Origin of the sequence: Pseudoalteromonas rubra (assembly GCF_005886805.2) — a bacterium.
Taxonomy (GTDB): Bacteria; Pseudomonadota; Gammaproteobacteria; order Enterobacterales; family Alteromonadaceae; genus Pseudoalteromonas; species Pseudoalteromonas rubra_D.
Window position 1 is genome coordinate 2077338 of record NZ_CP045429.1, and the last position, 25268, is coordinate 2102605.

Annotated in this window: 25 protein-coding genes and 2 tRNA genes; 21 read left to right on the top strand and 6 right to left on the bottom strand. The window is 46.9% G+C overall.

Features of this window, described 5'->3' with window-relative positions:
- Nucleotides 1-12: 12 nt before the first annotated feature.
- From CWC22_RS08945 to CWC22_RS08965, 5 genes are read right to left on the bottom strand one after another with little or no spacing between them, the layout of a single operon-like run.
- Entirely contained in the window at nt 13-342 is a 330-nt protein-coding gene (locus CWC22_RS08945) for a TusE/DsrC/DsvC family sulfur relay protein (RefSeq protein WP_125559238.1), read from the bottom strand.
- A 2-nt stretch (nt 343-344) separates the two neighbouring features.
- A complete protein-coding gene (locus CWC22_RS08950) occupies nt 345-620 on the bottom strand; it encodes a hypothetical protein (RefSeq protein ID WP_138536624.1) in 276 nt (91 codons plus the stop codon).
- Nucleotides 617-976, bottom strand: a complete 360-nt coding sequence (tusC, locus tag CWC22_RS08955) for a sulfurtransferase complex subunit TusC (RefSeq protein WP_138536626.1) — start codon at nt 974-976, stop codon at nt 617-619. Before tusC ends, CWC22_RS08950 begins: the two co-directional genes overlap by 4 nt.
- Entirely contained in the window at nt 973-1326 is a 354-nt protein-coding gene (locus CWC22_RS08960; protein ID WP_125559244.1) for a DsrE family protein, read from the bottom strand. The genes tusC and CWC22_RS08960 overlap by 4 nt, the downstream gene beginning before the upstream one ends.
- A gap of 54 nt (nt 1327-1380) precedes the next feature.
- Entirely contained in the window at nt 1381-2046 is a 666-nt protein-coding gene (locus CWC22_RS08965) for a Bax inhibitor-1/YccA family protein (RefSeq protein ID WP_125559246.1), read from the bottom strand.
- Between the two features lie 261 nt (nt 2047-2307).
- Here CWC22_RS08965 and CWC22_RS08970 point away from each other — a divergent pair.
- Nucleotides 2308-2398: transfer RNA gene (locus tag CWC22_RS08970), tRNA-Ser, on the top strand.
- 59 nt (nt 2399-2457) lie between these two features.
- Nucleotides 2458-2548 (top strand) — tRNA-Ser (locus CWC22_RS08975).
- A 60-nt stretch (nt 2549-2608) separates the two neighbouring features.
- On the opposite strand, the gene CWC22_RS08980 is transcribed toward CWC22_RS08975, so the two are convergent.
- Nucleotides 2609-2914 (bottom strand): HPF/RaiA family ribosome-associated protein, encoded by a 306-nt coding sequence (locus tag CWC22_RS08980; protein WP_138536628.1) that lies wholly within the window; start codon nt 2912-2914, stop codon nt 2609-2611.
- A 177-nt stretch (nt 2915-3091) separates the two neighbouring features.
- On the opposite strand from CWC22_RS08980, the gene nhaR reads away from it, so the two are divergent.
- The 19 genes from nhaR to CWC22_RS09075 all read left to right on the top strand — a co-directional run bounded on the left by nhaR (nt 3092) and on the right by CWC22_RS09075 (nt 25262).
- Nucleotides 3092-3994, top strand: coding sequence for a transcriptional activator NhaR (nhaR, locus tag CWC22_RS08985; protein WP_138536630.1), 903 nt, complete (start codon nt 3092-3094; stop codon nt 3992-3994).
- A 146-nt stretch (nt 3995-4140) separates the two neighbouring features.
- Entirely contained in the window at nt 4141-6891 is a 2751-nt protein-coding gene (locus CWC22_RS08990; RefSeq protein WP_138536632.1) for a cation-transporting P-type ATPase, read from the top strand.
- Complete coding sequence (locus CWC22_RS08995; protein ID WP_138536634.1) at nt 6888-7460, top strand: Na+/H+ antiporter subunit E; 573 nt, start codon at nt 6888-6890, stop codon at nt 7458-7460. The genes CWC22_RS08990 and CWC22_RS08995 overlap by 4 nt, the downstream gene beginning before the upstream one ends.
- On the top strand, nt 7457-7714 hold the full coding sequence (locus CWC22_RS09000) for a monovalent cation/H+ antiporter complex subunit F (protein WP_138536636.1): 258 nt from the start codon (nt 7457-7459) through the stop codon (nt 7712-7714). The genes CWC22_RS08995 and CWC22_RS09000 overlap by 4 nt, the downstream gene beginning before the upstream one ends.
- The gene (locus CWC22_RS09005) at nt 7711-8037 is read left to right on the top strand and encodes a monovalent cation/H(+) antiporter subunit G (protein ID WP_138536638.1); all 327 of its coding nucleotides are present in this window, start codon (nt 7711-7713) and stop codon (nt 8035-8037) included. The genes CWC22_RS09000 and CWC22_RS09005 overlap by 4 nt, the downstream gene beginning before the upstream one ends.
- Nucleotides 8034-8276 (top strand): DUF4040 domain-containing protein, encoded by a 243-nt coding sequence (locus CWC22_RS09010; RefSeq protein WP_125559258.1) that lies wholly within the window; start codon nt 8034-8036, stop codon nt 8274-8276. The genes CWC22_RS09005 and CWC22_RS09010 overlap by 4 nt, the downstream gene beginning before the upstream one ends.
- A gap of 29 nt (nt 8277-8305) precedes the next feature.
- Nucleotides 8306-9043, top strand: a complete 738-nt coding sequence (gene mbhE / locus CWC22_RS09015; protein ID WP_138536640.1) for a hydrogen gas-evolving membrane-bound hydrogenase subunit E — start codon at nt 8306-8308, stop codon at nt 9041-9043.
- Nucleotides 9044-9056: 13 nt separating this feature from the next.
- Nucleotides 9057-9344 (top strand): NADH-quinone oxidoreductase subunit K, encoded by a 288-nt coding sequence (locus CWC22_RS09020; protein WP_138536642.1) that lies wholly within the window; start codon nt 9057-9059, stop codon nt 9342-9344.
- Complete coding sequence (locus CWC22_RS09025; RefSeq protein WP_138536644.1) at nt 9344-10858, top strand: complex I subunit 5 family protein; 1515 nt, start codon at nt 9344-9346, stop codon at nt 10856-10858. Before CWC22_RS09020 ends, CWC22_RS09025 begins: the two co-directional genes overlap by 1 nt.
- On the top strand, nt 10855-14085 hold the full coding sequence (locus CWC22_RS09030; RefSeq protein ID WP_138536646.1) for a complex I subunit 5 family protein: 3231 nt from the start codon (nt 10855-10857) through the stop codon (nt 14083-14085). The genes CWC22_RS09025 and CWC22_RS09030 overlap by 4 nt, the downstream gene beginning before the upstream one ends.
- Before the next feature lie 88 nt (nt 14086-14173).
- On the top strand, nt 14174-14551 hold the full coding sequence (locus CWC22_RS09035; protein ID WP_125559774.1) for a hypothetical protein: 378 nt from the start codon (nt 14174-14176) through the stop codon (nt 14549-14551).
- 122 nt (nt 14552-14673) lie between these two features.
- Nucleotides 14674-15132: a GAF domain-containing protein gene (locus CWC22_RS09040; protein ID WP_040644932.1), complete on the top strand. Its 459-nt coding sequence runs from the start codon at nt 14674-14676 to the stop codon at nt 15130-15132.
- Nucleotides 15133-15417 (top strand): hypothetical protein, encoded by a 285-nt coding sequence (locus tag CWC22_RS09045; protein ID WP_125559269.1) that lies wholly within the window; start codon nt 15133-15135, stop codon nt 15415-15417.
- Nucleotides 15418-15425: 8 nt separating this feature from the next.
- A complete protein-coding gene (gene proQ, locus CWC22_RS09050) occupies nt 15426-16097 on the top strand; it encodes an RNA chaperone ProQ (protein ID WP_010386041.1) in 672 nt (223 codons plus the stop codon).
- Nucleotides 16098-16107: 10 nt separating this feature from the next.
- On the top strand, nt 16108-18144 hold the full coding sequence (prc, locus tag CWC22_RS09055; protein ID WP_138536648.1) for a carboxy terminal-processing peptidase: 2037 nt from the start codon (nt 16108-16110) through the stop codon (nt 18142-18144).
- Nucleotides 18145-18385: 241 nt separating this feature from the next.
- The gene (nhaC, locus tag CWC22_RS09060; protein WP_138536650.1) at nt 18386-19858 is read left to right on the top strand and encodes a Na+/H+ antiporter NhaC; all 1473 of its coding nucleotides are present in this window, start codon (nt 18386-18388) and stop codon (nt 19856-19858) included.
- 194 nt (nt 19859-20052) lie between these two features.
- Complete coding sequence (pepN, locus tag CWC22_RS09065) at nt 20053-22644, top strand: aminopeptidase N (RefSeq protein ID WP_138536652.1); 2592 nt, start codon at nt 20053-20055, stop codon at nt 22642-22644.
- Between the two features lie 42 nt (nt 22645-22686).
- Entirely contained in the window at nt 22687-22908 is a 222-nt protein-coding gene (locus CWC22_RS09070; protein WP_125559277.1) for a DUF2835 domain-containing protein, read from the top strand.
- Nucleotides 22909-23144: 236 nt separating this feature from the next.
- Nucleotides 23145-25262 (top strand): DUF1302 domain-containing protein, encoded by a 2118-nt coding sequence (locus CWC22_RS09075; protein WP_125559279.1) that lies wholly within the window; start codon nt 23145-23147, stop codon nt 25260-25262.
- The last annotated feature ends 6 nt before the right edge of the window (nt 25263-25268 follow it).

Below are 25268 nucleotides of genomic sequence, written 5' to 3' on the forward strand. Positions count from 1 at the left end.
CTGTATGTTCTACTAGATACACTTAGCCGGTTTTGGTAAACCGGCTATTTTAGTTGCTTGCTTTGCCGGGCCTTTAGGGAAAAGTTTGTATAAATAAATACTCTTGCCTTTGTCTTCCCCTAACTTCTGACCAATGGCCTTAACCAACATGCGAATAGCCGGGCTGGTGTTATATTCTTCATAAAAGTCGCGAACAAAGTTGACAACTTCCCAGTGGGCATCCGTCAGTGTTATATTCTCTTGCTCCGCCAGCAGCGGTGCCAGTTCTTTCTGCCAGTCCTGATGATTCAGCAGATAGCCTTCTTTGTCTGTTTCGATCTGTTTATCTTGAAAAACGAGCATAGTTACCACGTAATTGTTTTATGACATTGCTCAACCAGCGTGATCCACTGCTGGTCGTCGAGCGGTTCGATGTTATCCAGTGCGCTGATACCTCGGGCCTGTGCACAGACACTGAGCATACAGGTATGATTTGCACTTAATGCTCGCCATGCAAGTTGATCATAACAGGCATCTCGAGTGAGCAGTAATACGTCTTGCTCACCGAGCAAGGAGGCATTGAATGTTGCTTTGTAGTAGCTCACTGGCTTGGAAAAAATATGTAATGTGGGGAGGCTCATAAACTTACTACCTTGTCTTGCTGCTGAAGGAGTGCTTGCTGTGCATCCAGGGTCAGGAGTTGCGCATCAATGTTTAAGTCGTCAGTAGTCAAGTCAAACTGGCTCATAGCCTCGGCACACACGTAGATTTGTTCAACGTCATAAATTTCTAGTGTTTTTAGCTGCTTAAAGTAATTTTTCATACCCAGATGAGACGCATTATTGCCTGCCTTTAGCGCAAGTACCGCTGGGCCTTTGAATAGCCAGGACACATTTTGATCCAGTGCGGCAAAAATCAATGCCATATCTAACCCTTCCCGGATATTAGCGCCATCAAAGGGAGCAGTGTGATTGATCACGAGAATGTTTTCGCTCATTTGAACTGCACCCATTTATCTGCTTTGGTTGCCAGCATGGCAAACTCTGCCAATCCGGCAACTTCAAATGGGCCACAGTGCGAGGTATCTAGGCCATATTTTTCTGCAGCTGTGACACACAGTTTGAGTGCAATGCCCGCATCATTCAGCGATTGCCATAGGTGAGTTGGCTGAAGTTCATCACTGGCAAGGCGAAAATGTTGGCTGGCAAACAAAACGGCCTGTTGGTAAAGGAAGATACAGTCGATCTGGTGATCTTGTGCCTGTAAAGCATTAGCAAACCGCACCAGTTGTTGTAACGCATCATGATCGCTGACGTTGCTGTGAAGGGAAAGTACGTATTGACTCAAAAGTTACTCATAAAAAAAGCCCCGAATGGGGCTTATTTTAGCAAACTGAGCGTATTAGTCATCACTTGAACCAAGTAGGGCCAGGATAGACGTGAACAGGTTGTAGATGCTTAGGTACAGACTTACTGTTGCCAGGATGTAGTTTGTTTCACCACCGTTTACGATGCGGCTTGTGTCATACAAGATGAAACCAGACATCAGTAATACAACAGCGGCGTTAATCGCGATAAAGGCGATTGAGCTGCCGATGAACAGGTTAACCAGGCTAGAAACAATTACTACCAGCATACCTACAACAAGGAAACCGCCCATGAAGGAGAAGTCTTTCTTTGTTGTTAGTGCGTATGCAGACAGGCCAAAAAATACTAAAGCAGTTGAACCCAGTGCCTGAGCAATCAGTAAACTGCCATTTGGCATTGCTGCATAGTGGTTAAGCAGAGGGCCCAGACCAAAGCCCATGAGGCCAGTGAATAGGAAAACCAGACCAATCGCTGAGCTCGAGTTCGCTTTTTTCTGGATCACGAACAGTAGACCGAATGCAATTAAAGAACAGACAAGACCGGTGAAGCGCGGTAGTGCCATAGTCATAGAGATGGCAGCAGTAATCGCACTAAATGCCAGTGTCATTGCCAGTAGGAAGTAGGTGTTTTTAAGCACCTTGTTAGTTTCGACCGTCGACATAGCCACTTTTTGGCCAGTGTACGAATGATTGAACGCCATTTTCAGCTCCTTATTAGAAACATTATGTTCCGAAAATTATTCTAGGCCAAGATTACCAAGAGTTAAATCGCTCGGCAAACCTTTCTGGTTTAGTAGACCCTAAAACTATGTTAAAAGTTCTCTAACTCCCGATTTTTGACCATAAAACCTCCCAATGAGTCCGATGTTTGTACAAATGAAGTGAATTTTAACCAATTAAACAAAAAAGCGAAAAAAAAGCTTCACAAGGGGGCCGGGATTCTCTAATATTCGCCCCGCTGCGGAGAGATGGCTGAGTGGTTGAAAGCACCGGTCTTGAAAACCGGCATACGTTAATAGCGTATCTAGGGTTCAAATCCCTATCTCTCCGCCACCTAATTTTACGCAAGTTTGCCTCTGATAGTTCACAGGTGAATCGCGACAATCTGATTTGGAGAGATGGCTGAGTGGTTGAAAGCACCGGTCTTGAAAACCGGCATACGTTAATAGCGTATCTAGGGTTCAAATCCCTATCTCTCCGCCATATTAAGGCCGCAAGTTTATCATTTGTGGCCTTTTTTCTTAGCATCACCCAAAGCATGTCTTAACCAGAGAGCCGCAATGCCCTTTTTACATAGCGTTTTGCCCGGTGTGTGCAGGCATTGATTGCATCAGACGCTTTGCTTGCCACTTCGTTTGCCTCCACAGCCTGATAGCCCTTCAAGCCAACGCGTATAGTACATTGAAATTGTGGCTGGGTTTGCGTCTGGTTTTCATCCGCTAAAAGGAACACTTCAACTTTGTCTATTTGACCTGCATAGCGGCCAAGCATCAGCCTTACCTGCGCATCTACGTAATTATCTTCGGCCTCTGTCGTGTCACTATGGGATGAAAACACATCTACCCACATATTTTGCTCTCGTTGGTTAGTATTGTTGTAAATAAATTCGGTACACGTCCGAATGTCGCCTTCACATGATCGTTTTACCCCTGCTACCGTATCAATCGAAAAGAATTAAATGAAATCGTTTGTTCTATATACTACAGTTCGGATTATTCGAAGTGTTATCGAGTTGGAGAACGCACTATGCAGGATGTTATTAACTACAAACACTTAAAATACTTCTGGGCGGTGGCGCATGAAGGTAGCATCGCTAAGGCCAGCGCAAAGCTGAACATAACCCCACAAACCATCAGTGGTCAGTTGTCCTTACTGGAAGAGCGGGTTGGCAACGAGCTCTTGCAAAAAGAGGGGCGAGGCCTGCGGTTAACCGATACGGGCAGAGTCGTACTACGATACGCAGATGAAATATTTGAACTTGGCAACGAGCTGAGTGACGTTCTGAAGGGCAACAATGCGGTGGGGCCCGCCGAGTTCATTGTTGGGGCGTCGAGTGTATTACCCAAAACCATAGTACACAAAATTATCAAACCAGCTATGCATATAGAGCAGGAAATTAGACTGACCAGCCTGGAAGGGCCGGTAGACAGCATGCTTGCCGATCTAGCCGTTCATAAAGTTGATTTGGTGCTAAGTGATGTGCCCGTGACAGGGGCGTTTAGTGTCAAAGCCTATAACCATTTATTGGGGGAAAGCGGTATTACTTTTTTGGCGGCACCGGCATTAGCCCGGCAATATGAGAAGAACTTTCCAGCATCGCTTAACAGCGCGCCTTTATTGTTGCCAACACAACAACATGAAATTCGCAAAGAGTTTGATTTTTGGCTGAGTGACCAGAATATTCACCCTAAGATCGTAGCGCAGTTTGATGACAGTGCACTAATGAAGTCGTTTGGTCAGTCTGGTTTGGGGATCTTTTTTATGCCCAGCACGATAGCTGACGATGTATGTGACTCCTTTCATGTGCGCCCGATGGGTGAACTGACTCAAGTTAAGCAAAAATTCTATGCAATATCAGCGGAACGCAAGATCCGACATCCGGCGATCGCTGCAATTTTGAATTCGGCTAAATCCTCTTTATTCGTCTAGTGTACGTTTTCAAAGAGCCAGAAGATCAGCTGCTTGCTCAACTAAAAGTTCGCTTTTTTCGATATTTTAAAGCTAATAATTCGAGTTTTACATAGCATTGCGACATCCTAGTATGGATTTAGTACAACTAGTTCCCGAGGTGTTTTATGCAAGATCTGAAAGACTGGCACAGTCAACACTCAGAAGAAGTACTCAAGCAGTTCGAGGCCGACCCGGAGCATGGGTTATCTTTGCAACAGGTCGACAGGCAACAGGCCGAGTTTGGGCTTAATGCCATTACTAAACATGATGGAGACGGACCAATCAAACGGTTTGTCTTGCAGTTTCATCAGCCTTTGGTCTATATCCTGCTCTCGGCAGTGGTGGTTACGCTGGCGCTCCAGGAGTGGGTTGATGCCATCGTTATTTTTGCAGTAGTACTGCTCAACGCCATTATCGGCTTCGTGCAGGAATCCAAAGCAATCAATGCTATCAATGCTTTGTCTGGAAGTATCAAATCTGCCGCTACCGTGATCCGGGATGGGGTGAAAATGACCATTCCTGCCCAACAACTCGTGCCCGGCGACATCGTCCTGCTGCAAGCTGGCGATAAAGTGACTGCGGACATGCGTCTGATCAAGGTTAGAGACTTACAGGTTGATGAGTCGGCGCTGACTGGGGAGTCAGTCCCTGTTGAAAAGAACCTTGAGGTGCTTGCCAAAGAAGCCTTGCTGGGAGACAGGCAAAATATGGCGTTTTCTTCGACTTTGGTTGTATACGGCACGGGGGTTGGTGTCGTGACAGAAACAGGTGACAACACTGAAATTGGTAAAATCTCCGAGCTGATTGCTACCACGCCAACACTGGATACGCCACTAACCAAGCGCATCAAACAATTCAGTCATGTATTGCTGTACGCAATCGTTGGTCTCGCGGCCATTACTTTACTGATAGGCTACTTGCATGGTCAGCCATTGCTAGAATCATTTATGGCGGCAGTTGCTCTGGCTGTAGGCGCAATTCCGGAAGGGCTACCTGCGGCAGTGACTATTATGCTGGCCATTGGCGTCTCACGCATGGCTAAACGTAAAGCCGTTATCCGTAATTTGCCAGCGGTTGAAACGCTGGGGAGCACCACGATCATCTGCTCCGATAAGACTGGAACCTTGACTAAAAATGAAATGACGGTGGAGCGCATTTACAGCGGTGGAAAGCTGTATAGCGTATCTGGGAATGGCTATGATCCGGAGGGCGTTATTGGGAGTAGTGATGCGCAACCGCTTGTCACCGAGCCGAAAAATGAGCCTGCCTTATCTGCCACACTCAGAGCCGGCGCGTTGTGTAATGATGCACAGTTAATGGCGCCGGACCAGGACAATTCGCAGTGGCGGATCAGCGGCGACCCAACGGAGGCGGCATTATTGGTGTCAGCTCATAAGGCGAGTATGTCACCAGGCAGTCTCAACGCAAAACGCATCGACTGCATTCCATTTCAATCTGAATATCAGTATATGGCGACACTGGACGAAGTTGACAGTGTCCAAATGATCCACATGAAAGGCTCCATTGAGAGTATCTTGCCCAAATGCCAGTTTATGTTAAATGACCTGGGCGAGGAAATTGGGCTTGATTTGGACGCCATTGAGCAGGAAGCTGAACGACTGGCTGCAAAAGGTTTACGTGTTCTGGCATTTGCCAGTAAAACATTACTTGATGCACAAACCTCTCTGAGCCACGAAAATGTTGCGCAGGGTCTGGTTTTTCTCGGGTTACAAGCGATGATTGACCCGCCTCGCCCTGAGGCCATAGAGGCCGTCGCCGCCTGTCACCGAGCCGGGATCCGGGTCAAGATGATCACTGGCGATCATGCGTTAACTGCCACCAGTATCGCCAAACAACTAGGCATTATACAGCCACAAAGTGCGGGTAAAACCGTCACTGGCTATCAGTTAGGTGATTTGTCTGAGCATGAGTTTAGTGACATCGCCAGCAATAATGATGTGTTTGCCCGGGTTAGCCCGGAAAACAAGCTACAGCTGGTGAAATCGCTACAAGCTGAAGGTCATGTCGTGGCGATGACGGGCGATGGAGTTAATGATGCCCCGGCGCTCAGACGAGCTGATATCGGCGTTGCTATGGCATTAAACGGCACGGAAGTGGCAAGGGATGCATCCGATATGATGCTGACTGATGACAACTTTGCTACCGTGCGGGCGGCAGTTGAGGAAGGTCGCGGTGTATTCGACAACCTCAAGAAATTTATTGTCTGGACGCTTCCCACCAATGGTGGTGAAGGATTAGTGATCCTGCTGGCAGTGCTGTTGGGCGTTTCATTACCCTTATTACCGGTACATATCTTGTGGGTTAACATGACGACAGCCATCTTACTTGGTCTGATGCTGGCTTTTGAGCCTCGCGAAAAAGGCATTATGGAGCGTCCGCCTTATGATCCGAATGCCCCCATTATAGATAGAATATTAATGTGGCGAATTTTGTTGGTGTCTTCATTGCTCTGTATCACAGCATTTGGTTTATATGAGCTAGAGCTGATGTGGGGGGCAACGGAAGCACAAGCGAGAACAGTTGCAGTCGCTATGTTTGTGGTGGGCGAAGCATTTTATCTGTTTAACTGTCGCTCTCTGGATCGCTCGGTATTTTCGGTCGGGTTGTTCTCAAACCGTTGGATCTGGATAGGTATCGCACTCATGATGGCACTACAGTTATTGTTTACCTATCAACCTCTGATGAATGACTGGTTCCAGAGTGCGCCTATCTCACTGGAAGCCTGGCTACGAGTTATCGCCTGTGGCTGGTTCATCTCTCTGATTGTTGGGGTTGAGAAGCATTTGCGTAGCAAAAGCAAAGATGCACAGGCGACCTCGGATCCAAACACTAACAGAGTGAGTGAATCGGTATGAACTCAAAGACGCATTCTTACAATTCAGACAAACGGACCTTGCTTATCCGGGCATTGATCTTCAGCGGACTGTGGTTATTACTCACTAAAGGGGCATGGTCCTCTTGGGTAATAGGTATTGTCGTTGTCCCTGTGTCTGTCTGGATGAGCATGCGTCTTTTTAATGATACGTCACGCAATACTGCAAGGAGCAATGGCAAAGTTGTAACAGGGCAGTTCCATTATGTTCGCCTGCTGCGTTTGTTGCCGTATTTTCTACTTAACTCCTTGAAAGGAGGAATACAAACCGCGCGCCTGGCATTTGCACGTCGCGTATCCATGCAACCGGGTACTGTACTGTATCCACTGCGTTTGCCACCGGGTCATGCACAGCTGTGGTTTATTCACCTTATCAGCTTACTGCCAGGCACATTGAGTGCACAGCTCAGAGGAGACTCTTTGTTAGTGCACATGTTAGAGGTCACCGAGGGCAATTATAAGGATGTGGTTGACTGTGAGCAAAAAATCGCCTACTTGTTTGATTTAGAAATAGATAAACAAGCTGTGCCAGTTATGAAGGAGCAAAAATGAGTGAGTATTTAAACTGGATGGTGACCGTTCTAACCCTGGTTCTATTAGGTGGGCTTTGGCGGCTCTGGCTGGGGCCTTCTAAACTGACTCGGATACTTTCTTTGCAGCTGTTTGGCACGGTGGGAGTGGCCATTTTGGCTCTGCTGGCCGTTGTCTACCAGCAAAGTGCTTTGTTTAATGTTGCGTTGGTTTTGGCTTTGCTGGCGCCGACTGCGACTATCATTTTGGTAAAAATGGGGGATACCAAATCATGACCTTGATTGACTGGTATAGCGCGTTGATGGTGGCACTGGGTGTATTTTTCTTTGTTGCCGGGTGCGTTGGTCTGTGGCGCTTCCCTGACGAGTTATCAAAGCTGCATGCGCTGACCAAGGCCGATAATTTAGGGTTGGGGTTTGTTGTACTGGGCGTGATCCCTCAGGTTGCAGAGATTGCCGATGCCATTCAGTTGCTGGTGATCTGGGTTGCCGTGATGTTGGCCGGCGCGGTGTCTTGCTATCTGCTAGCCAGCCAAACGCAGTCTCAGCAACTGGAGCAGCCAAACGTGGATGAGCACCAAACAGGAGAAAACAAATGACAAGTGGTGAGCTGATTATTGATCTTCTATTGGGCTGTGGCGCCGTGGTGACAGCAGTACTGTGTCTCACTGCGAAAGACTTATTCCAGGCCATTTTGCTGTTTATCAGTATGGGCTTGTTGGTTACTTTAGCCTGGGTACGATTGGGCGCGTGGGATGTCGCAATCGCAGAGGCGGCGATCGGCGCTGGGTTGACTGGTGCTTTACTCATAGCAACACGCAGACAGCTCAGTCAATAGCATGGATTTGAATAATCACAGGGGGAGCTATGTTTAATGACATTACGCTGGCACGTAACGCGGAGCAGCAAGCAGGACTATCTGGCGGCGTTTTGTTTGTTGTTGGGTTAGTGGTTGGTTTAGTTTGCCTGTTTCTTGTCTTTGCGCTGATTGACGCTCCGGTGGCAGAGCAGCCGCTTGTTGCTTTGGTCGCCTCTAACCTGGAGCAAAGCGGCGTTCAGAACCCGGTTACGGCGGTGTTACTTAACTTTCGCAGTTATGACACCTTACTTGAAGTCGCTGTGTTGTTGATTGTCGCTCTGGCGGTGATGCCAGCAAGTGAAAAACAAAGTAACCAAGTCTTTGTTACGGTATCAAAACCTGCACAGCGCAGCTTGGTGTTAGAAGCATTTTTGCGCTGGTTGTTGCCTGCAATCGTAGTTACTTCCGGGTATTTACTCTGGACTGGGGCTGCTTTGCCTGGCGGAGCGTTTCAGGCAGGGGCACTTCTGGCAGGTGCTGGCATTTTATTATTACTGGCCGGGCATCACAGCTTTAACTTTAATGCACAGATAGCGCGTGTGTTGTTAGTGGTCGGCTTGGCGGTATTTTTATTGGTTGGTGCTGCTGTAATGGTATCGACTGGCACGGCACTGGCCTATCCGATTGCCTGGGCTGGCACTTTGATTCTGATAATTGAAGTGGCGGCGACGTTAACCATAGCCGCTATTTTGGTTTTGCTGTTCTGCGCACTTCATGTTGCGCCTCAGCAAAAGACGGCTCGGTAAAGGGGGATCGTCCATGACACAAGCGCTGGCCTATAGTGTATTTGGTATTATTTTGTTCGGCATTGGTTTGTTTGGCGTGTTAGCGATTGCGCATGTCGTTAAAAAAATCCTGGCGATCAACATTTGTGGTGTGGGGGTTTTTATGGTGTTTATCGCTAATGCCTCATCCGGCGCATCGCCTGACTTTGTGCCTCATGCAATGGTTTTGACTGGGATAGTGGTGGCCGTTGCAGGCACGGCGCTAGCTTTGTCTTTGGCATGCCGGATCAATGCTCTTGAAAAGCTGGAGGATGATGCCTGATGCCCTTATTTGATATGTCCACGTTACTCCCTTTGCTGGTGGCTATTCCCCTGGCCGGTGCCATTGTCTCTGTGTTACTGAGCACGAAATATGTTCAAGTGCTAACCGGACTACTGACAGCAACAAGCTTGTTGTTGGTAATGGGGCTTATCTTAGGCGGGCTATCGTTCAATGGCACAGGGGAGACAATCGCTGTCAGATATTCGCTTGCTGGCTGGGCGGCACCTTTGGGTATTGCGTTGAGCCTCGATGGGTTTTCAGCACTGCTCATCACGTTGACGGTTTTCTTGGTCGCGGTACTGACCTTGTATTCAGCTTTTTACTTTGCAGCCTCGCCTGCTCGCGAGCGTTTTTGGCCTTTGTGGTGGTTGCTGGTGGCCGGGATCATCGCATTATTTTTATCTGCCGATATTTTTAATATTTATGTCACGCTTGAGATCATCGGGCTGGCAGCTGTTGCGCTGGTCGCGCTAAGTGGTAATAAGGCTGGCCTGACCGCGGCATTGCGATACCTGTTAGTGGGGTTGTTGGGATCACTTTGTTACTTGCTGGCTGTTGCTTTGTTATATCATGCTTATGGCACGCTGGACTTTTCGCAGCTTGCAGAGCGGGTTGAGTCTAATCCTTTAAGCTGGGCTGCACTTGCATTGATTACAGTCGGGTTGGTGCTAAAAACAGCCCTGGTTCCATTACACTTTTGGTTGCCCCATGCTCATGGCTGTGCGCCGGCACCAATCAGTGCGATATTATCAGCGCTGGTTGTTAAAGCGTCGTTTTACTTGTTGGTACGATTCTGGATGGAGATCCTTACGCCTGCCGTGACCAATGATGCGTTGATGTTGTTGGGTGTGTTAGGGGGAATGGCTATTGTCTGGGGGTGTGTACAAGCGCTCAGAGCAAAACGTCTTAAATTGATGGTGGCGTATTCGACCGTTGCACAAATAGGTTATCTATTTTTGTTGTTCCCGCTTTTGATGAGTACGGATGGGGTTTCGGCATCGCAATTGGCTATACAGCATCAAAGTGCACTCGCTGCAGTATCATATTTTATTGTCGCGCATGCCTGCGCGAAAGCTGCAATGTTTATCGCCGCCGGCAATATCATCCATTCACTGGGTCATGACGACATTGCCAGGTTACAGGGCATGGCGAAATATATGCCTTTGAGCTTGTTTACTTTTGCAATAGCAGGGGGCAGTTTGATTGGCTTGCCTCCCAGTGCCGGGTTTATCGCTAAATGGTTGTTATTGAATGTCGCCATAGATACTCAGCAATGGTGGTGGGTTTTGATTATTCTGGCCGGGGGCCTGATGGCGGCACTGGCTATTTTCAGAGTGCTGGACCTGGCATTTATTAAACCTGAACAGGCGTGCGAACAAAGTACCCCGGACAATTGGCAGAAAGTGCCCGTTGCTATGCCGATTAGTGGTCTGGCTTTGGCACTCTGTACCATGGCACTAGGATTCAATGCAGATCTAATAATTGATTTGGTTGCGATAGGAGGCGGCGAATGATGTGGCAAAGCACACTGCCTTTACTGATATTGTTGAGCGCACTGGTATCTGGTGTTGCGATATTTTTTGTCAGTGACACCAAGCCAAAGCTGAGGAAAACGTTAAACTTTCTGGGGGCTTTTAGTTGTGTCGCATTGATACTTGTGATGATCTCTGGCGTTTATCAGGGGCAGGTGTTTGAAACGCGTTTGCCATTATTGCCTAACATGGATTTGGTACTTCATGCGGATGCTTTATCTTTATTATTTGTCGCTTTATCTGGGTTTTTATGGCTGCTGACCACGATTTATGCAATTGGATATCTCGAGCAATCACCTAACCGCAGTCGCTTTTTTGGATTTTTTAGCTTGTGTGTGTTTGCGACCATTGGCGTTGCGCTTGCGGGTAATCTAATAACGTTTCTGATTTTCTATGAATTACTCACGCTAACAACCTATCCGTTGGTGGTACACAAAGGGAACAAAGCATCGCTTGCAGCAGGGCGTAAATATCTTATTTATACTATGCTTGGCGGTGCTAGCTTATTGGCCGGGGTAGTGTGGTTAAAAGCGTTGGCTGGATCACTGGATTTTACCGCGACCGGTCTGCTGGCTTCCATGCCACATCTCGATCCACTCCATCTCAAAGTCGTATTCGCCCTGATCATCTTAGGGCTAGGTGTAAAAGCAGCATTGGTGCCCTTACATGGCTGGTTGCCTGCTGCAATGGCTGCGCCTGCGCCAGTCAGCGCGTTGTTGCATGCGGTCGCGGTTGTTAAAGCGGGCGCATTCGGTATAGTACGGGTCGTATATGATGTTTACGGTGTAGAGTTTGCTCAGGAGCTGGGGTTAACTATCATACTCGCTGTGATGGCTTCGATCACCATAGTGTATGGCTCTACCCGAGCTGTATTTCAGGATGATCTGAAACGCAGACTCGCTTATTCGACCGTTAGTCAGGTTTCATATATTGCCCTGGGCACCGCGATTGCCGGGCCGATTGCGACGATCGGCGGTATTGCACATCTGGTTCACCAGGGATTAATGAAAATCACCATGTTTTTCTGTGCCGGTAGTATCGCCGAAACGCTGGGCGTGACTAAAGTCAGTCAGATGAACGGTGCAGGTAAGCGTATGCCACTGACTATGCTCGCTTTTAGTCTTGCGGTGCTGGGAATGATAGGGATCCCACCTGCAGCGGGCTTTATCTCAAAATGGTACCTTGGAACTGGTGCACTGGAAGCTGGCTTTTATTGGGTGCTTGGGGTGCTTATTATCAGTAGCCTGCTTAACGCCATTTATTTTCTGCCTATTCTGTATGCCGCCTGGTTTAAACCGCAGCAGGGAGCATGGCCAAAAGAGCAACCGCGTGGGCGATTTGAGACACACTGGATGCTCATGTTGCCACCCATAGTCACGTCGATACTGGCACTGAGCGCAGGCCTTTTCGCGGATGCCCAGTTCAGCCCGCTTAATTGGGTTAAACTGATAGCTGCACGGGAATACGGTAGTGAATTTGTGTCGATCCTGACAGTAAGTTCGCAACAAATCCCCTGGATGTGGTTGGCCATTGGGGCACCTGCACTTTGCGCATTGTTATTGGTGCGCAAGCGGATGCACAGGGCGGCACATTGGTTCTTGCCTTTGTCAGCTGGTGTTGCGCTGGTTGCCTACATGATGTCGGCACAGGGCACAAATGCCACTCCCTGGCTGTTTTTTGGCAGCATCATGACATTGAATGAGACTACCTCAACCTTTTTCTTACTGGCTGGTTGTTTATGGCTGCTGGCGGCGGTCTTCGCGGTTAATTTTGCAAAAACTGACAAGCGCAAGGTGCGCTTTTGTTTGTTTTTTCTGTTAGCTATGTGCGGTAACTTCGGGCTTATTTTGGCTGAGGATATCTCTGGCTTTATTAGCTTTTTCACCCTTATGAGCCTGGCCTCGTACGGTCTGGTTGTGCACTTTGATACTGAGGAGGCCCATCAGGCTGGTAAGTCATACATGCAATGGGCGGTGCTTGGAGAGTTATTGCTGTTTACTGCACTGGCGGGCTTAGCGTTTGGTTCAATTGACCCTTCTTCTGCGAGCAATCCTGAGCAGGCTTACCCCGCCTGGGCAATTGGGTTTTTACTGGCGGGATTTGGCGTAAAGGCAGGCTTGTTTGGTCTGCACGTTTGGCTGCCTATGGCACACCCCGTTGCCCCGGTTGCTGCCAGCGCACTATTAAGTGGGGTTATGGTCAAGGCAGGTTTGCTAGGATGGTTGAAGTTTATTCCATTTGGTGAGGTTGCGTTCGCTACTTTTGGCTCGTTGCTTGTTGTACTGGGTTTATTTGCTGCATTTTTTGGTGTGCTGGTTGGGGTGAGTCAGGACAACCCCAAAGCTTTACTGGCGTATTCGACAATGAGTCAGATGGGGATACTGATTGCGGCAGTTGGTGTGGGATTGAAGTATCCCGACGTATGGGCACTCCTGTTGCCAGCCATAGTGTTATACGCAGTGCATCATGGCCTTGCAAAAGCGGCGCTGTTCCTGTTTGCCGGCATGAATAATAGCCTGGCATGGCAGAAGTATCGTTGGCTATGTTGGTTAGCAGTACTCATTCCGGCGGCTGCGCTGGCTGGGCTTCCACTAACCAGTGGCGCGGTCGCTAAGGTCGCTTTGAAGGATGTCGTAGAACAAGATCTCCTGATGGGAACCGTTTTACCGATTACTGCAATCGGCACGACCTGGCTGATGATGCGCTTTTTAGCCTTGGTTGGACAGAAGGCTCCAAAAACAGCAGCTGGACAAGCCGATAGACTCCAGTTAGGGGCATTTGGTGCCTTGCTGATACTGGTCCTCGTGCTCAGTTACTTGTTACCCCAATCGGAAGGCGCATGGTCTGGTCAGCTAACTGTGACGGTTTTTTGGGGTGGCCTATGGCCAGTGTTACTTGGTTTTGGTTTGTATATGGCGACGCGTGCGTTCATAAACAGTATGGGGGCGCTACCTGCTGGCGATATTAATGTGGCTTACCAGGAAGCGGGTAGCCTAGTACGTCTCGGTGCTGACATCATGGCACAAGGCTTATCGCTGCTTAAAGATGAGCTAAAGCAGACATCCTGGCAGCTTCCCCAGCATGTTGTGCAGCGTAAAATCCGCTTGGTCAGCCTGGCGTTGGCGATATTGCGGTCTATGATGACACCTGGTGTGCTGTTTGCGTTGCTACTGTGTTCGGTGCTGTGGGCTTTGGCAGCCGGTGGATAGCTCTATACGACCAAAGTTGACTTGTGATACAGGTGATTCACGATAACACTGAACATCTCTGTGCAGACTGATAAAGGTGAAAGAGATGATAAAAAGGCAGGTAGCTAAGGCCGTGGGGTACTCGTTGTTGTCACCACTTATCGTTGGCATTGTGCTGGGTGGCTACTATGCGTTGCTAAGTGGTCAAAGTAAAATTTTGTTTCAAGTACTGATGACAGCTGTTGCTAATGCGCACATCGTCGGTCTGTCTATGGCGATTTTTGTGTTGCCGGCTTATATGGCTTTACTACGCTATAACAAGGTAAGTTATTCAGCAGTATTAACAGCAGGTATGTTGGGTGGTGCCGTGTTCAGCTTCTTATTTGTTGCAAGTTCAGGCATGGTTTTCATCATCAATGCGGTGATGGCTGGACTGGGCGGCGGGTTGTTTTTGTTCAGTTTACGCCGCAACGCGCAAAGGGCTTGATGGCTTTTTGTACAGCTCGGTGGTGTTTTACACTAATTTAATAGTTTTTCTGTCTAAAAGGTTTCATTTAGCTGCCCGAAAGAGTACCTTTACTTCTTATGTAAATTTGTTGAATGACCGCAATGCAGAAGAAAAAGTTCTACGATACCCTCAGCCTACAAGCTCAGGCCCTGATTGGTGATGAGCACAACTACATCGCCAATATGGCAAACCTCAGCGCCTTATTATTTACCTCAATGGAAGACATTAATTGGGCGGGCTTCTACCTCTTAGATGGTACCGATGAACTCGTACTGGGTCCTTTTCAGGGGAACCCTGCCTGTATTCGTATCCCATTAGGAAAAGGCGTGTGTGGTACAGCAGCGGCTGAGTTAACGACTCAGCTTGTTGAGGACGTACATAGCTTTGATGGTCATATTGCTTGTGACGCTGCTTCAAATTCTGAAATTGTAATCCCTGTGATGAGAAACGGTGAACTGTTTGCTGTTTTGGATATTGATAGCCCGAGTTTGGCAAGATTTGACGATGAAGATAAAATGGGCCTGGAAGCACTGGTAAAATGCTTTGAAGGTACCCTGTAAATGAAAGAACTACTTAACGTTCAGGATTACCTGTTTTCCACCTTCGATGTCGGAGATTGGGAAGGAGAAGAAGAACGTGTTGCAGAGACGTTAAATGAGCTTATCCACGTAGCCTGGGAGCAACTGCCTGACGATCTGCCCTGCGAGAAAATTGATTTAATTATAAATGGAATATGGGAGCATCTGCGCGGCGATTTGGCACTTGTCGAAGCCGAGTATGATGAACTCATTGACTGGGTTACACATTACATTCAGTCATCTCTTGATGATAATATTGAACTATAGGTTTAGACATGGAAACCACAAACAAGCTAAAAGATATCAAAGAGGTTCTCGACTTTTTATATGCCGAGTTTCCTCAGTGTTTTAAACAAAAAGACGGTATTAAACCGCTTAAAGTCGGTATCTTTAAAGATATCGCTGCTAGAATTGAAGGATCTGAAAAAGTCAGTAAGACTCAGGTCCGTCAGGCGCTGCGCAAATACACTTCTTCGTGGCGCTATCTAGAAGCCGTGATTAACAACGAATTTCGTGTTGATCTGGACGGCAACGATGCCGAGAAAGTTGAGCAGGAACATGTAGAGCATGCTCAAAAAGCACTTGAAGAGTCACGTGCTAAAATGGCTAAACGTAAGAAGCCTCAACGTCCAAGACAAGATGGCCGTGGTGAGCGCCGTCGCGATGGTGACACAAAATCTTACAAATCTCGCGGTGAGAACAAGCATCGTCACGGCAATAAAAACGCTAAAGTTAATGCTAAACCAGAGCAACAGCAACGTCGTAGCTCAGGTAAAGTTGAACCTCTTCCGGCAAATGAGGTCAAGGTAAATAATAAGGTTAAAGTAAAGTTGGGACAGGCCTTAGTTAATGCAACCATCACTGAAGTCAACAAAGACGAAGTTCATGTTGAATTAGTGACAGGGATGCAAGTTAAAACAAAAGCAGAAAGCCTGTTTATTCTTTAAGGAGTTGTGTATGAGTAATAAGTTACCTTTAATTGGTGCAATCGCACTGTTTGTATCTGGCGTGTGTTCAGCTGCAACACAGACCGTAACGGAAAAAGACATTCCCGTACTGGAGCCTGAAATCCAGCATGCGACGGCAACCAAAAGGGTAACCAGTAAATTTACTCGTGAACACTATAAGCGCTTTAAACTGGACGATGCGCTGTCTGAGCAGATCTTTGATCGCTATATTGAAAACTTAGATTACAACAAATCTTTGTTTCTTCAGTCAGACATCGACAAGTATGCAGGCTACAGAAAGCAATTTGATGATGCACTTAAAAAAGGCAAGCTCGATTTTGCCTTTGAGATGTTCAATGCCAGTATGCAGCGTCGCTACGAGCGCTTTACCTATGCTATTTCTCTGTTAGATACAGAAATGAAGTTTGATAAGCCAGACGAGTTTGTATTTGACAGAGAAGAGATGCAATTTGCCAACACCCAGGCCGAGTTAGATGAATATTGGCGTCAACGTGTTAAGTCTGATGCTTTGAGACTAAAATTAACGGGTAAAGACTGGGCTGGTATTAAAGAGATTCTAACCAAGCGTTATAAAAATACCATTAAACGTTTGGTACAAACTAATAATGAAGATGCCTTTCAGATTGTGATGAATGCGTTTGCACGCAGCATAGAGGCACACACTTCTTACTTGTCTCCGCGTCGTGCAGAGCAGTTCAAAATGGATATGGAGCTCGAACTGGAAGGTATTGGTGCCGTGCTGGGGTATGATGAAGACTACACGATTATACGTAGCTTAGTGCCGGGTGGCCCTGCAGACAAAACTGAAAAAATTAAGCCGGATGATCGCATTGTCGGTGTGGCGCAGGATGGCGAAGAGTTTGTTGACGTGATTGGCTGGCGCCTGGACGATGTGGTTGATCTGATAAAAGGCCCCAAAGGTACTAAAGTAAGATTGCAGTACCTTAAAGGCAGTGACACGCATGGTACGCCTAAGGTTGTGGAAATCGTACGGGATAAAATCCGCTTGGAAGACAGAGCTGCTAAGTCTGAAGTTTTCGAAGCGAATTATTCAGACCTCACCAGTAAAGTGGGCGTGATTGAAATACCAAGCTTCTACAATAACTTATCAAAAGATGTTAAAAGAGAGCTCGATAAGCTCAAAGCGCAAAATGTGGATGGTATTATCGTTGACCTAAGACAAAATGGCGGTGGCTCACTGTATGAAGCCACACAGCTTTCAGGTTTATTCATCGATAAAGGTCCGATTGTTCAAATTCACACAGCATATAACCGTGTTGAAGCTCAAAAAGACAGTGATGGTGTTACTTATTATGATGGCCCTCTAACCGTATTGGTAGACCGTTATAGTGCGTCGGCATCCGAAATATTTGCAGCAGCGATGCAGGATTATGGTCGCGCAGTAGTCATTGGTGAGCAGACTTTTGGTAAAGGCACCGTACAGCAGCACCGTGGGTTAAGAAAGACCTATGACCTGTTCGACAATGCGCTTGGCAGCATTACTTACACCATAGCTAAGTTTTATCGTATTGATGGTGGCAGTACACAAAATAAAGGGGTGATCCCGGATATTTTACTGCCTTCAGCGGTTGAACCTGCCGAGTGGGGCGAAAGCCAGGAAGATAATGCATTACCGTGGGATAGCATTGTCAGAGCCAAGTATCGACAATTGGATGATTTGAGTCCAACCATCAAGTATTTAAATGAGCGCCACGGGATCCGTATTGCAAAAGAGCCTGAGTTTGCTTATGTATACGACGATATAGCGCGATATAAAGCACAGAAGGACGACATTGCTATTTCTCTTGTTGAAGCTGAGCGCACAAAAGAACGTGAAGAGCGTGATGAGCGTGCACTTAAGCGTACCAATGAACGTCTGAAGCGTCTGGGACAAGAGCCTGTGAAAGACTTGGATGATGTACCAGAGATCATTGCTGAGCTGGACCCGTACCTGGAGGAGGCTGCTCTGATCACGCAAGACCTAATTAATTACGGTCGCCTGGCAAAAAACAATACGGCTGACTGAACACGGTTTAACAAAAAAGACGTACAGAAGGCTAAACTATGAAAAGGCGCATTGAGCGCCTTTTTTCGTTACCAGTGCGTGGGAAATTTGTTATTATTGTCAGCTGCAATATTAAAAATAGTCGGGCAGGAACTTGCTTGGCGCTGTCTTGGGCGCAGATTCATGAGTTGTGCTTAACGTTGAACTGACCCGGCAGAGATAATAATAAAGCACTCCATTAAGTGCGAAGGAGTATTCTGGTTTGAGACAACAAAAACAAGCATCCTATCTGGATGCCTTTATTCCTATTGTGGTATTGGTAAGCCTGTTAGGTGCAGCTGTATACCTCTACGGTGATAATTCTTCTTCAGGGCCAAACCAGATAGCCCTGCTATTTGCTACCTTTACAGCTGCGTTGATCGGGCTTAAAAATGGCTTTACCTGGAAGACGCTTGAAGAAGCGATGATCAAAGGGATCACCATCTCTTTGGGGGCAATCCTCATTCTGCTGATGGTAGGTGCTTTGATTGGAACCTGGTTGCTTTCCGGCACAGTGCCCACTTTAATCTACTATGGTTTACAGATTATTCACCCTTCGTGGTTTTACGCGGCTGGGTGTTTAATTTGTGGCATTGTGGCTATGAGTATTGGCAGCTCCTGGACAACAGCTGCAACAATAGGTGTTGCCCTGCTGGGGGTTGCTAATGGCTTGGGACTGGATCCTGTGGTGACTGCCGGGGCAGTTATATCAGGTGCATACTTCGGAGACAAGTTGTCTCCGCTGTCAGAAACAACGAATTTGGCGCCAGCGGTTGCGGGGAGTGATTTATTCGAGCATATTCAGCACATGCTATGGACAACAGTACCAAGCTTTGTCATCGCCTTAATCATATTTATCTTTATGGGATTCAATGCTGATGTGTCCAGCGAATCGAGCAAGATTGATGAAATTGCCTCGATCCTGCAAAGTAATTTTAATATCAGCATAGTTAACCTCGTGCCTCTGATTATTCTTTTGGGCCTCGCCATCAAAAAGATGCCAGCTTTTCCTGCTATTTCTATTGGTGCCGTTGTTGGTGCGATATGGGCATTGTTGTTCCAGGGAGATTTGATAGCGAGCCAGGTAAATCCGGATGAAGGCGTGTTGGTCAGTCATTTCAAACTGGTTTGGGCCACATTCTTTGATGGTTTTAGTCTCGAAACGGGTAATGCCAAGATGGATGACCTGCTCAGTGGCGGCGGGATGTCGAGTATGTTGACGACGACCTGGTTGGTTATGACGGCGCTAATGTTTGGTGCAATCATGGAAAAAACCGGATTGCTTGAGCTGTTTGTCAAGAGCATTCTGAAAGTGGCTAAGAGTACAGGTTCACTCATTGCCTCTACGGTTGCTACTTGTTTTGGTACTAACCTGGTTGCGGCTGATCAATACATTGCCATTGTGGTGCCTGGTCGTATGTTCAAAGAAGAGTATACGAAACGTGGCCTGAGAAGTGTTAACTTATCCAGAACACTGGAAGACGGGGGGACGATAACAAGCCCCTTGATCCCATGGAATACGTGTGGTGCGTATATGCAAAGTGTGCTGTTGATAAATCCACTTGATTATGCGGTTTACGCTTTCTTTAACCTAATCAATCCATTCCTGGCAATTGTGTACGCATACCTGGGCATTAAGATTTTAAAAATTAAGCCTAAAGCGATGCAGCAAGGTGCAACAGCACCAGACGCCTAGGTTATTAAAGCCTAAAAAAAGAAAGAAAAGCGCCTCATTGAATTTGAGGCGTTTTTGCTCGTCTCACGGTCATAAATCCCTTTGCCCTTAGCGCGGGCCGTTCTACAATAAAGATATTGATTTGTACTCATTTTTTCATTGTGCTCAGTTGTCTCCGTGACGCAAGCACATGTAATTTGATAATAGGAATTGTCATGACCTCAAAACCTCAGGCCAAATACCTGCATGATTATCAGCCTCCCACACATGACGTTGAGAATCTCGCCTTATGCTTCGAATTAGATGCCCAGAATACCAAAGTGACGGCTCGCTTTACGCTGTCGTCACTGGATGGCGCAACGTCCGTGGTGCTGGATGGTATCGAGCTGACCCTTCAGTCTGTGAAAGTGGATGGACAAAGCCACTCAGATTACAAGCTACATGAGACTGGCCTGGAACTATTTGGGCTGGGCGAGCGCGCTGAAATCGAAATCGTAAATACGATTTCGCCAGCTACGAACACCTCTCTAGAAGGATTGTATTTGTCAGATGGCGCTTATTGCACGCAGTGTGAGGCTGAAGGATTTCGAAAAATTACGTATTTCCTGGACAGACCCGATGTGCTAACGACTTATCAGGTCAAGATCATCGGACCCAGGGAAATGCCACATTTACTGTCTAATGGTAATAAGGTCGACAGTGGAGAGCTGGCGGATGGTCGTCACTACGTGAGTTGGGAAGACCCCTTTAAGAAGCCGTCCTATTTATTTGCACTTGTTGCCGGCGACTTTGATGTTCTGACAGATACATTCGAAACACGCTCGGGTCGCCAGGTAGACCTGCAGTTATTTGTAGATAAGGGCAATCTGAGTAAAGCGCCGCATGCCATGGCGTCATTGAAAAAGGCCATGGCATGGGATGAAGAAAGGTTTGATCTCGAATACGACCTGGATATCTATATGATTGTTGCGGTGGATTTTTTCAATATGGGAGCAATGGAGAACAAGGGACTTAATGTGTTCAACAGTGCCTGCGTGTTAGCCAATCAGGAAACGGCCACTGATAGAGATTTTCATGTCATTGAGTCCATCGTCGGTCATGAATACTTTCACAACTGGACAGGCAACAGGGTAACTTGCCGCGACTGGTTCCAGTTGAGCCTTAAAGAAGGACTGACTGTATTTCGTGATCAGGAGTTCAGCAGTGATCTGGGTTCGCGTGCATTAAACCGGATAGATGCAGTGAATACAGTTCGCACCCATCAGTTTGCTGAAGATGCTGGGCCTATGGCGCATCCAATTCGCCCACAGCAAGTTATCGAAATGAATAATTTCTATACGGTGACTGTATACAACAAAGGCGCAGAAGTGATCCGCATGATGCACACCATCCTGGGGGAAGCTGGTTTTCAGAAGGGGATGAAGCTCTATTTTGAGCGTCATGACGGCCAGGCGGTAACCTGTGATGACTTTGTTGCAGCGATGAGTGATGCCAATAGCAAAGATCTAAACCAGTTTAAACTTTGGTATAACCAGGTTGGTACGCCCAAAATTAGCGCGCGTACGAGCTTTGATTCGCAACAGGGCGAGTTTACGCTACATCTGGCCCAAAGCCATGCAGAACATGATCCGGTAGAGGCTCCTTTGCATATTCCGGTTGCAGTTGAGCTGTTGGACGAGCAGGGAGAAGTGATAGCCATCCCTGAGTCGATTGCAAAACAAGGTAAAGTAATAGAGCTTACCGAAAAGCAGCAGAGCTATGTCTTTTCGGGATTAGAGGGTGAGCCGGTTGTTGTATTACTTGAAGGGTTCTCAGCGCCTTGTTTATTGAATTATGATTATCAGCAACATCAGCTGCTTCACATTGCCAAGTATGCCAGCAGTGATTACGCACGCTGGGAAGCCATTCAGCAGCTTTACAAAGCCGAGATTAAGTCACTGGTAAATACTCAGGTGTTTGATGAATATCAGCTACCAGAAAGCTTAATTCAGGCATTACGCATGTTGCTTGATGATCTTAGTGGAGACTTGTCAATCCTCGCTGAGCTATTCACTGTGCCTGGCTTTGACGCCCTGAATGCTGACTATACACCAGTTCCGGTTGAGCAGCTGACGCAAGCTATTTCGACTATTGAGTGCCAGATAGCGACTCAGTTGAAATCAGTTTGGCGTGATGTGTATGCACAACTACAGGATGACGGAAGCCTTGAGGCAAAGGCAGTTGCTATTCGCACCATGAAGAATAAATGCTTGTTTTACCTCGCACAGGTGTCAGACCCTCAAATCCAGGGCTGGATCCAGGCACAAAGTGAGAGTCATAACATGACGTTGAAACTGGGGGCGCTTAGAGCGGCTGTCAACGCTGACCATGTACTGACTCAGTTATTACTGGATGACTTTGACAAACAATGGCAGTCAGATTTGCTGGTAATGGACAAATGGTTTGCATTGCAAGCGAGCCGGAGTGACGACAATTGCATCGACAACATTTTGTCCCTGTACAACCATCCGTGTTTCGATAAAGCCAATCCAAATCGCGTTCGTGCTTTGATTGGCGCTTTCACGCGGGGTAACCCCAGGCACTTCCATCGCAAAGATGGTCGTGGATATGCGTTACTTGGTGACTTAATCGCTGAGCTAAACCAGGTCAATCCGCAAAATGCGTCCAGAATAATTACGCCTTTGCTGTCCTTCAAGCGTTTTGATGACACCAGACAAGGGCTAATGAAAGCTCAGTTGGAAAAACTGGCTCGACTACCTGAACTGAGCGATGATCTGTATGAAAAAATTGACAAAGCACTGAACTAAAAGTGCTTTTAGTCGAAATATGTAAAGGTTTGTATCCACATTATGCATGAGTATTACTTTTACATGGATTTAAGCCATGAACAATGTATGGCGTATTACCACGGACATGTTGAGTATATACAAGTCGTAGAGGATGGGGGAAAGCGGATCCGCTTTCCTGCCCATCATATCAGGCGACACGTATCAACATTAGGCGTTCGAGGTCGCTTTCGTTTGTTGCTTGATGAAAATAACCGCTTCGTAGCGCTGGAAAAAGTAGCTTGATGACAATTATGCGACGAGACATAAAGTATTTTTGTTAAATCGGTTTGTTTTAAACTTAAATTACGTGTTATAACTACTCTGGTAGGACGTCTTACCATGAGTGAAATACGCTCCAATGAGATAAAAATGCACCGATCAGACGCGTATTATTTGTAATTTAAAGCTATCGCTTCTATCGTTACGACAACAAAAAACAATAACTTGATAAGAATTACCCGCCAAAGGGGGGAGAAATAATGATAAAAACATCGCGCTTTGTGAAGAACAAGATCATGCTGGGCCTAAGCGCTGCATGTCTTGGTGTCGCTGGCACTGCTGCGCAAGCCGCCACGTTCCAAGTTGGTGATTTTGATGTGACCTTTGATTCTACGTTTTCTTACGGTCAGAGTATTCGTGTAGAAGACCGTGACTTTGATCATATTGGTAAGAGTAATCACCCGCGTTATAACTGGACCGGTTATAATGCCTCATTAGGCAACACCATCTATTCGTCTTCTCAGATCTGGTCACAACAGGGTGCATACTCTAACAACGGTGACGCTGGTAACTTGAACTTCGATTCTGGCGACACGTTTTCTCAGTTGCTCAAGGGCACCCATGAACTTGGCATCAGTAAAGATAACTACGGTTTCTTCTCTCGTTTCATGTATTTCTACGATTTTGCGATGGAAGATGGTGATTTTGCATACAGCAATCCGGTATCTGGACAGAAAGTCGATCCTTGCGCAGATGACGACACTAAAGAACAGGTTTGCTCCGATGTTCGTTTACTTGATGCCTTCGTTTGGGCAGATTTTGATATCAATAACGGTAAAAACCCGCTATCAGTCAGATTAGGTCGCCAGGTAGTCAACTGGGGTGAAAGTACCCTGATCAGCCACGGTATTAATGTAAACCCGGTTGATATCGACCGTCTTAAAGCACCTGGTGCAGAGCTAAAAGAAGCGTTCATTCCGGTCGGCATGTTCTGGGCCTCTCTAGGCCTGACGGATAACGTAACGCTGGAAGCTTTTTATCAGTATGAATGGCATGAAACACGCCTTCCTGCGACAGGAAGTTATTTCTCTACTAATGATTTTGCGTCAGAAAATGGTTACAACCAGAACATTCAGCTCGGCTTCACAGCCAACCCGGATATTGATCTGGCACATCTGACTGAAGCACTGAATAACCTCCATACAAACTGGATGGGCGCGTTAGCTGCTCAAGGCTTGGACGTTACAGATCCAAATGTACTGCAAAGCGAAGCAGCTATTTCGCAGCTTACTTCTATGTATCTGGCATATCCAACCAAAGTTGCACTGAAAGGCAAAGGTCTGAATGGCAAGAGAGAGCCACAGGATGGTGGTCAGTTTGGTATTCGTCTGGGTATGTTTGCCCCGGAACTTAACGATACTGAGTTTGCGTTATACTACATTAATTACCATGCTCGTCGCCCACTGATATCAGGTAAGGCGTCGAACTTTACCAGCGATGCCATTGCTGCCGACCTGAATTACATTCAGAACAACACGCTGAATGATGAGAATTTCACTAACCTTAATGCATTTACGCAAGGTTTGATTGAATACCCAGAAGACATTAAGTTGTACGGTTTGAGTTTCAACACCGCAATTGGTGAAACCGCATTCTCGGGTGAGTTTGCTTATCGCCAAGACGAGCCTCTACAGATTGACGATGTAGAGTTGCTTTATGCGGGTATGTTGGAACAGCTCGCTCTTGCTGGCATTCGCACAGACGTCGCTGGTTTGTCTCAGTTGAGTAAAGGTGACGATGTCGCTTATGTAGAGCCAGGCGCAATTGCACAGGGTTATGTGTTGAAAGACACGATGCAGCTGCAATTCACTGCAACGCACTTATTCGGCCCATCGCTGGGTGCAGATAGCTGGGCGTTGGTTGGTGAAGTAGGTGGCGTCACGATTAAAGACATGCCGAGTTATGATGAGCTACGTTTAAACGTAGCGGGTACTGGCCGAAGCGGAACGATTGAAGGTATTAACGGTCAAAGCTACGACCTGTTGCATATGGCTATCTCAAATGGTCCTGAAGTAAACCCATTCCCAACCGCCTCTGCATGGGGTTATCGCTTAATTGCTAAAGGTGAATACAATAACTTGTTTGCTGGCGTTAACATGTCACCTCGCATCGTATTTTCTCATGACGTCAATGGTATAACACCGGATCCAATGTTCCTGTTCGTAGAAGATCGTAAGTCGGTTGGTTTGACTCTCAACTTTAACTATCAAAATGCCTGGTCATTTGACTTTGGCTATAACGCATTCTGGGGTGGTGGCAAGACCAACACATTCTCAGATCGTGATTTCGTTTCATTTAATATCAAGTATTCAATCTAAGGGCTT

Coding starts and splice junctions, on each gene's coding strand:
- CWC22_RS08945 (WP_125559238.1), bottom strand. CDS start 342: ATGCTCGTTTTTCAAGATAAACAGATCGAAACAGACAAAGAAGGCTAT.
- CWC22_RS08950 (WP_138536624.1), bottom strand. CDS start 620: ATGAGCCTCCCCACATTACATATTTTTTCCAAGCCAGTGAGCTACTAC.
- tusC (WP_138536626.1), bottom strand. CDS start 976: ATGAGCGAAAACATTCTCGTGATCAATCACACTGCTCCCTTTGATGGC.
- CWC22_RS08965 (WP_125559246.1), bottom strand. CDS start 2,046: ATGGCGTTCAATCATTCGTACACTGGCCAAAAAGTGGCTATGTCGACG.
- CWC22_RS08980 (WP_138536628.1), bottom strand. CDS start 2,914: ATGTGGGTAGATGTGTTTTCATCCCATAGTGACACGACAGAGGCCGAA.
- nhaR (WP_138536630.1), top strand. CDS start 3,092: ATGCAGGATGTTATTAACTACAAACACTTAAAATACTTCTGGGCGGTG.
- CWC22_RS08990 (WP_138536632.1), top strand. CDS start 4,141: ATGCAAGATCTGAAAGACTGGCACAGTCAACACTCAGAAGAAGTACTC.
- CWC22_RS08995 (WP_138536634.1), top strand. CDS start 6,888: ATGAACTCAAAGACGCATTCTTACAATTCAGACAAACGGACCTTGCTT.
- CWC22_RS09000 (WP_138536636.1), top strand. CDS start 7,457: ATGAGTGAGTATTTAAACTGGATGGTGACCGTTCTAACCCTGGTTCTA.
- CWC22_RS09005 (WP_138536638.1), top strand. CDS start 7,711: ATGACCTTGATTGACTGGTATAGCGCGTTGATGGTGGCACTGGGTGTA.
- CWC22_RS09010 (WP_125559258.1), top strand. CDS start 8,034: ATGACAAGTGGTGAGCTGATTATTGATCTTCTATTGGGCTGTGGCGCC.
- mbhE (WP_138536640.1), top strand. CDS start 8,306: ATGTTTAATGACATTACGCTGGCACGTAACGCGGAGCAGCAAGCAGGA.
- CWC22_RS09020 (WP_138536642.1), top strand. CDS start 9,057: ATGACACAAGCGCTGGCCTATAGTGTATTTGGTATTATTTTGTTCGGC.
- CWC22_RS09025 (WP_138536644.1), top strand. CDS start 9,344: ATGCCCTTATTTGATATGTCCACGTTACTCCCTTTGCTGGTGGCTATT.
- CWC22_RS09030 (WP_138536646.1), top strand. CDS start 10,855: ATGATGTGGCAAAGCACACTGCCTTTACTGATATTGTTGAGCGCACTG.
- CWC22_RS09040 (WP_040644932.1), top strand. CDS start 14,674: ATGCAGAAGAAAAAGTTCTACGATACCCTCAGCCTACAAGCTCAGGCC.
- CWC22_RS09045 (WP_125559269.1), top strand. CDS start 15,133: ATGAAAGAACTACTTAACGTTCAGGATTACCTGTTTTCCACCTTCGAT.
- proQ (WP_010386041.1), top strand. CDS start 15,426: ATGGAAACCACAAACAAGCTAAAAGATATCAAAGAGGTTCTCGACTTT.
- prc (WP_138536648.1), top strand. CDS start 16,108: ATGAGTAATAAGTTACCTTTAATTGGTGCAATCGCACTGTTTGTATCT.
- pepN (WP_138536652.1), top strand. CDS start 20,053: ATGACCTCAAAACCTCAGGCCAAATACCTGCATGATTATCAGCCTCCC.
- CWC22_RS09070 (WP_125559277.1), top strand. CDS start 22,687: ATGCATGAGTATTACTTTTACATGGATTTAAGCCATGAACAATGTATG.
- CWC22_RS09075 (WP_125559279.1), top strand. CDS start 23,145: ATGATAAAAACATCGCGCTTTGTGAAGAACAAGATCATGCTGGGCCTA.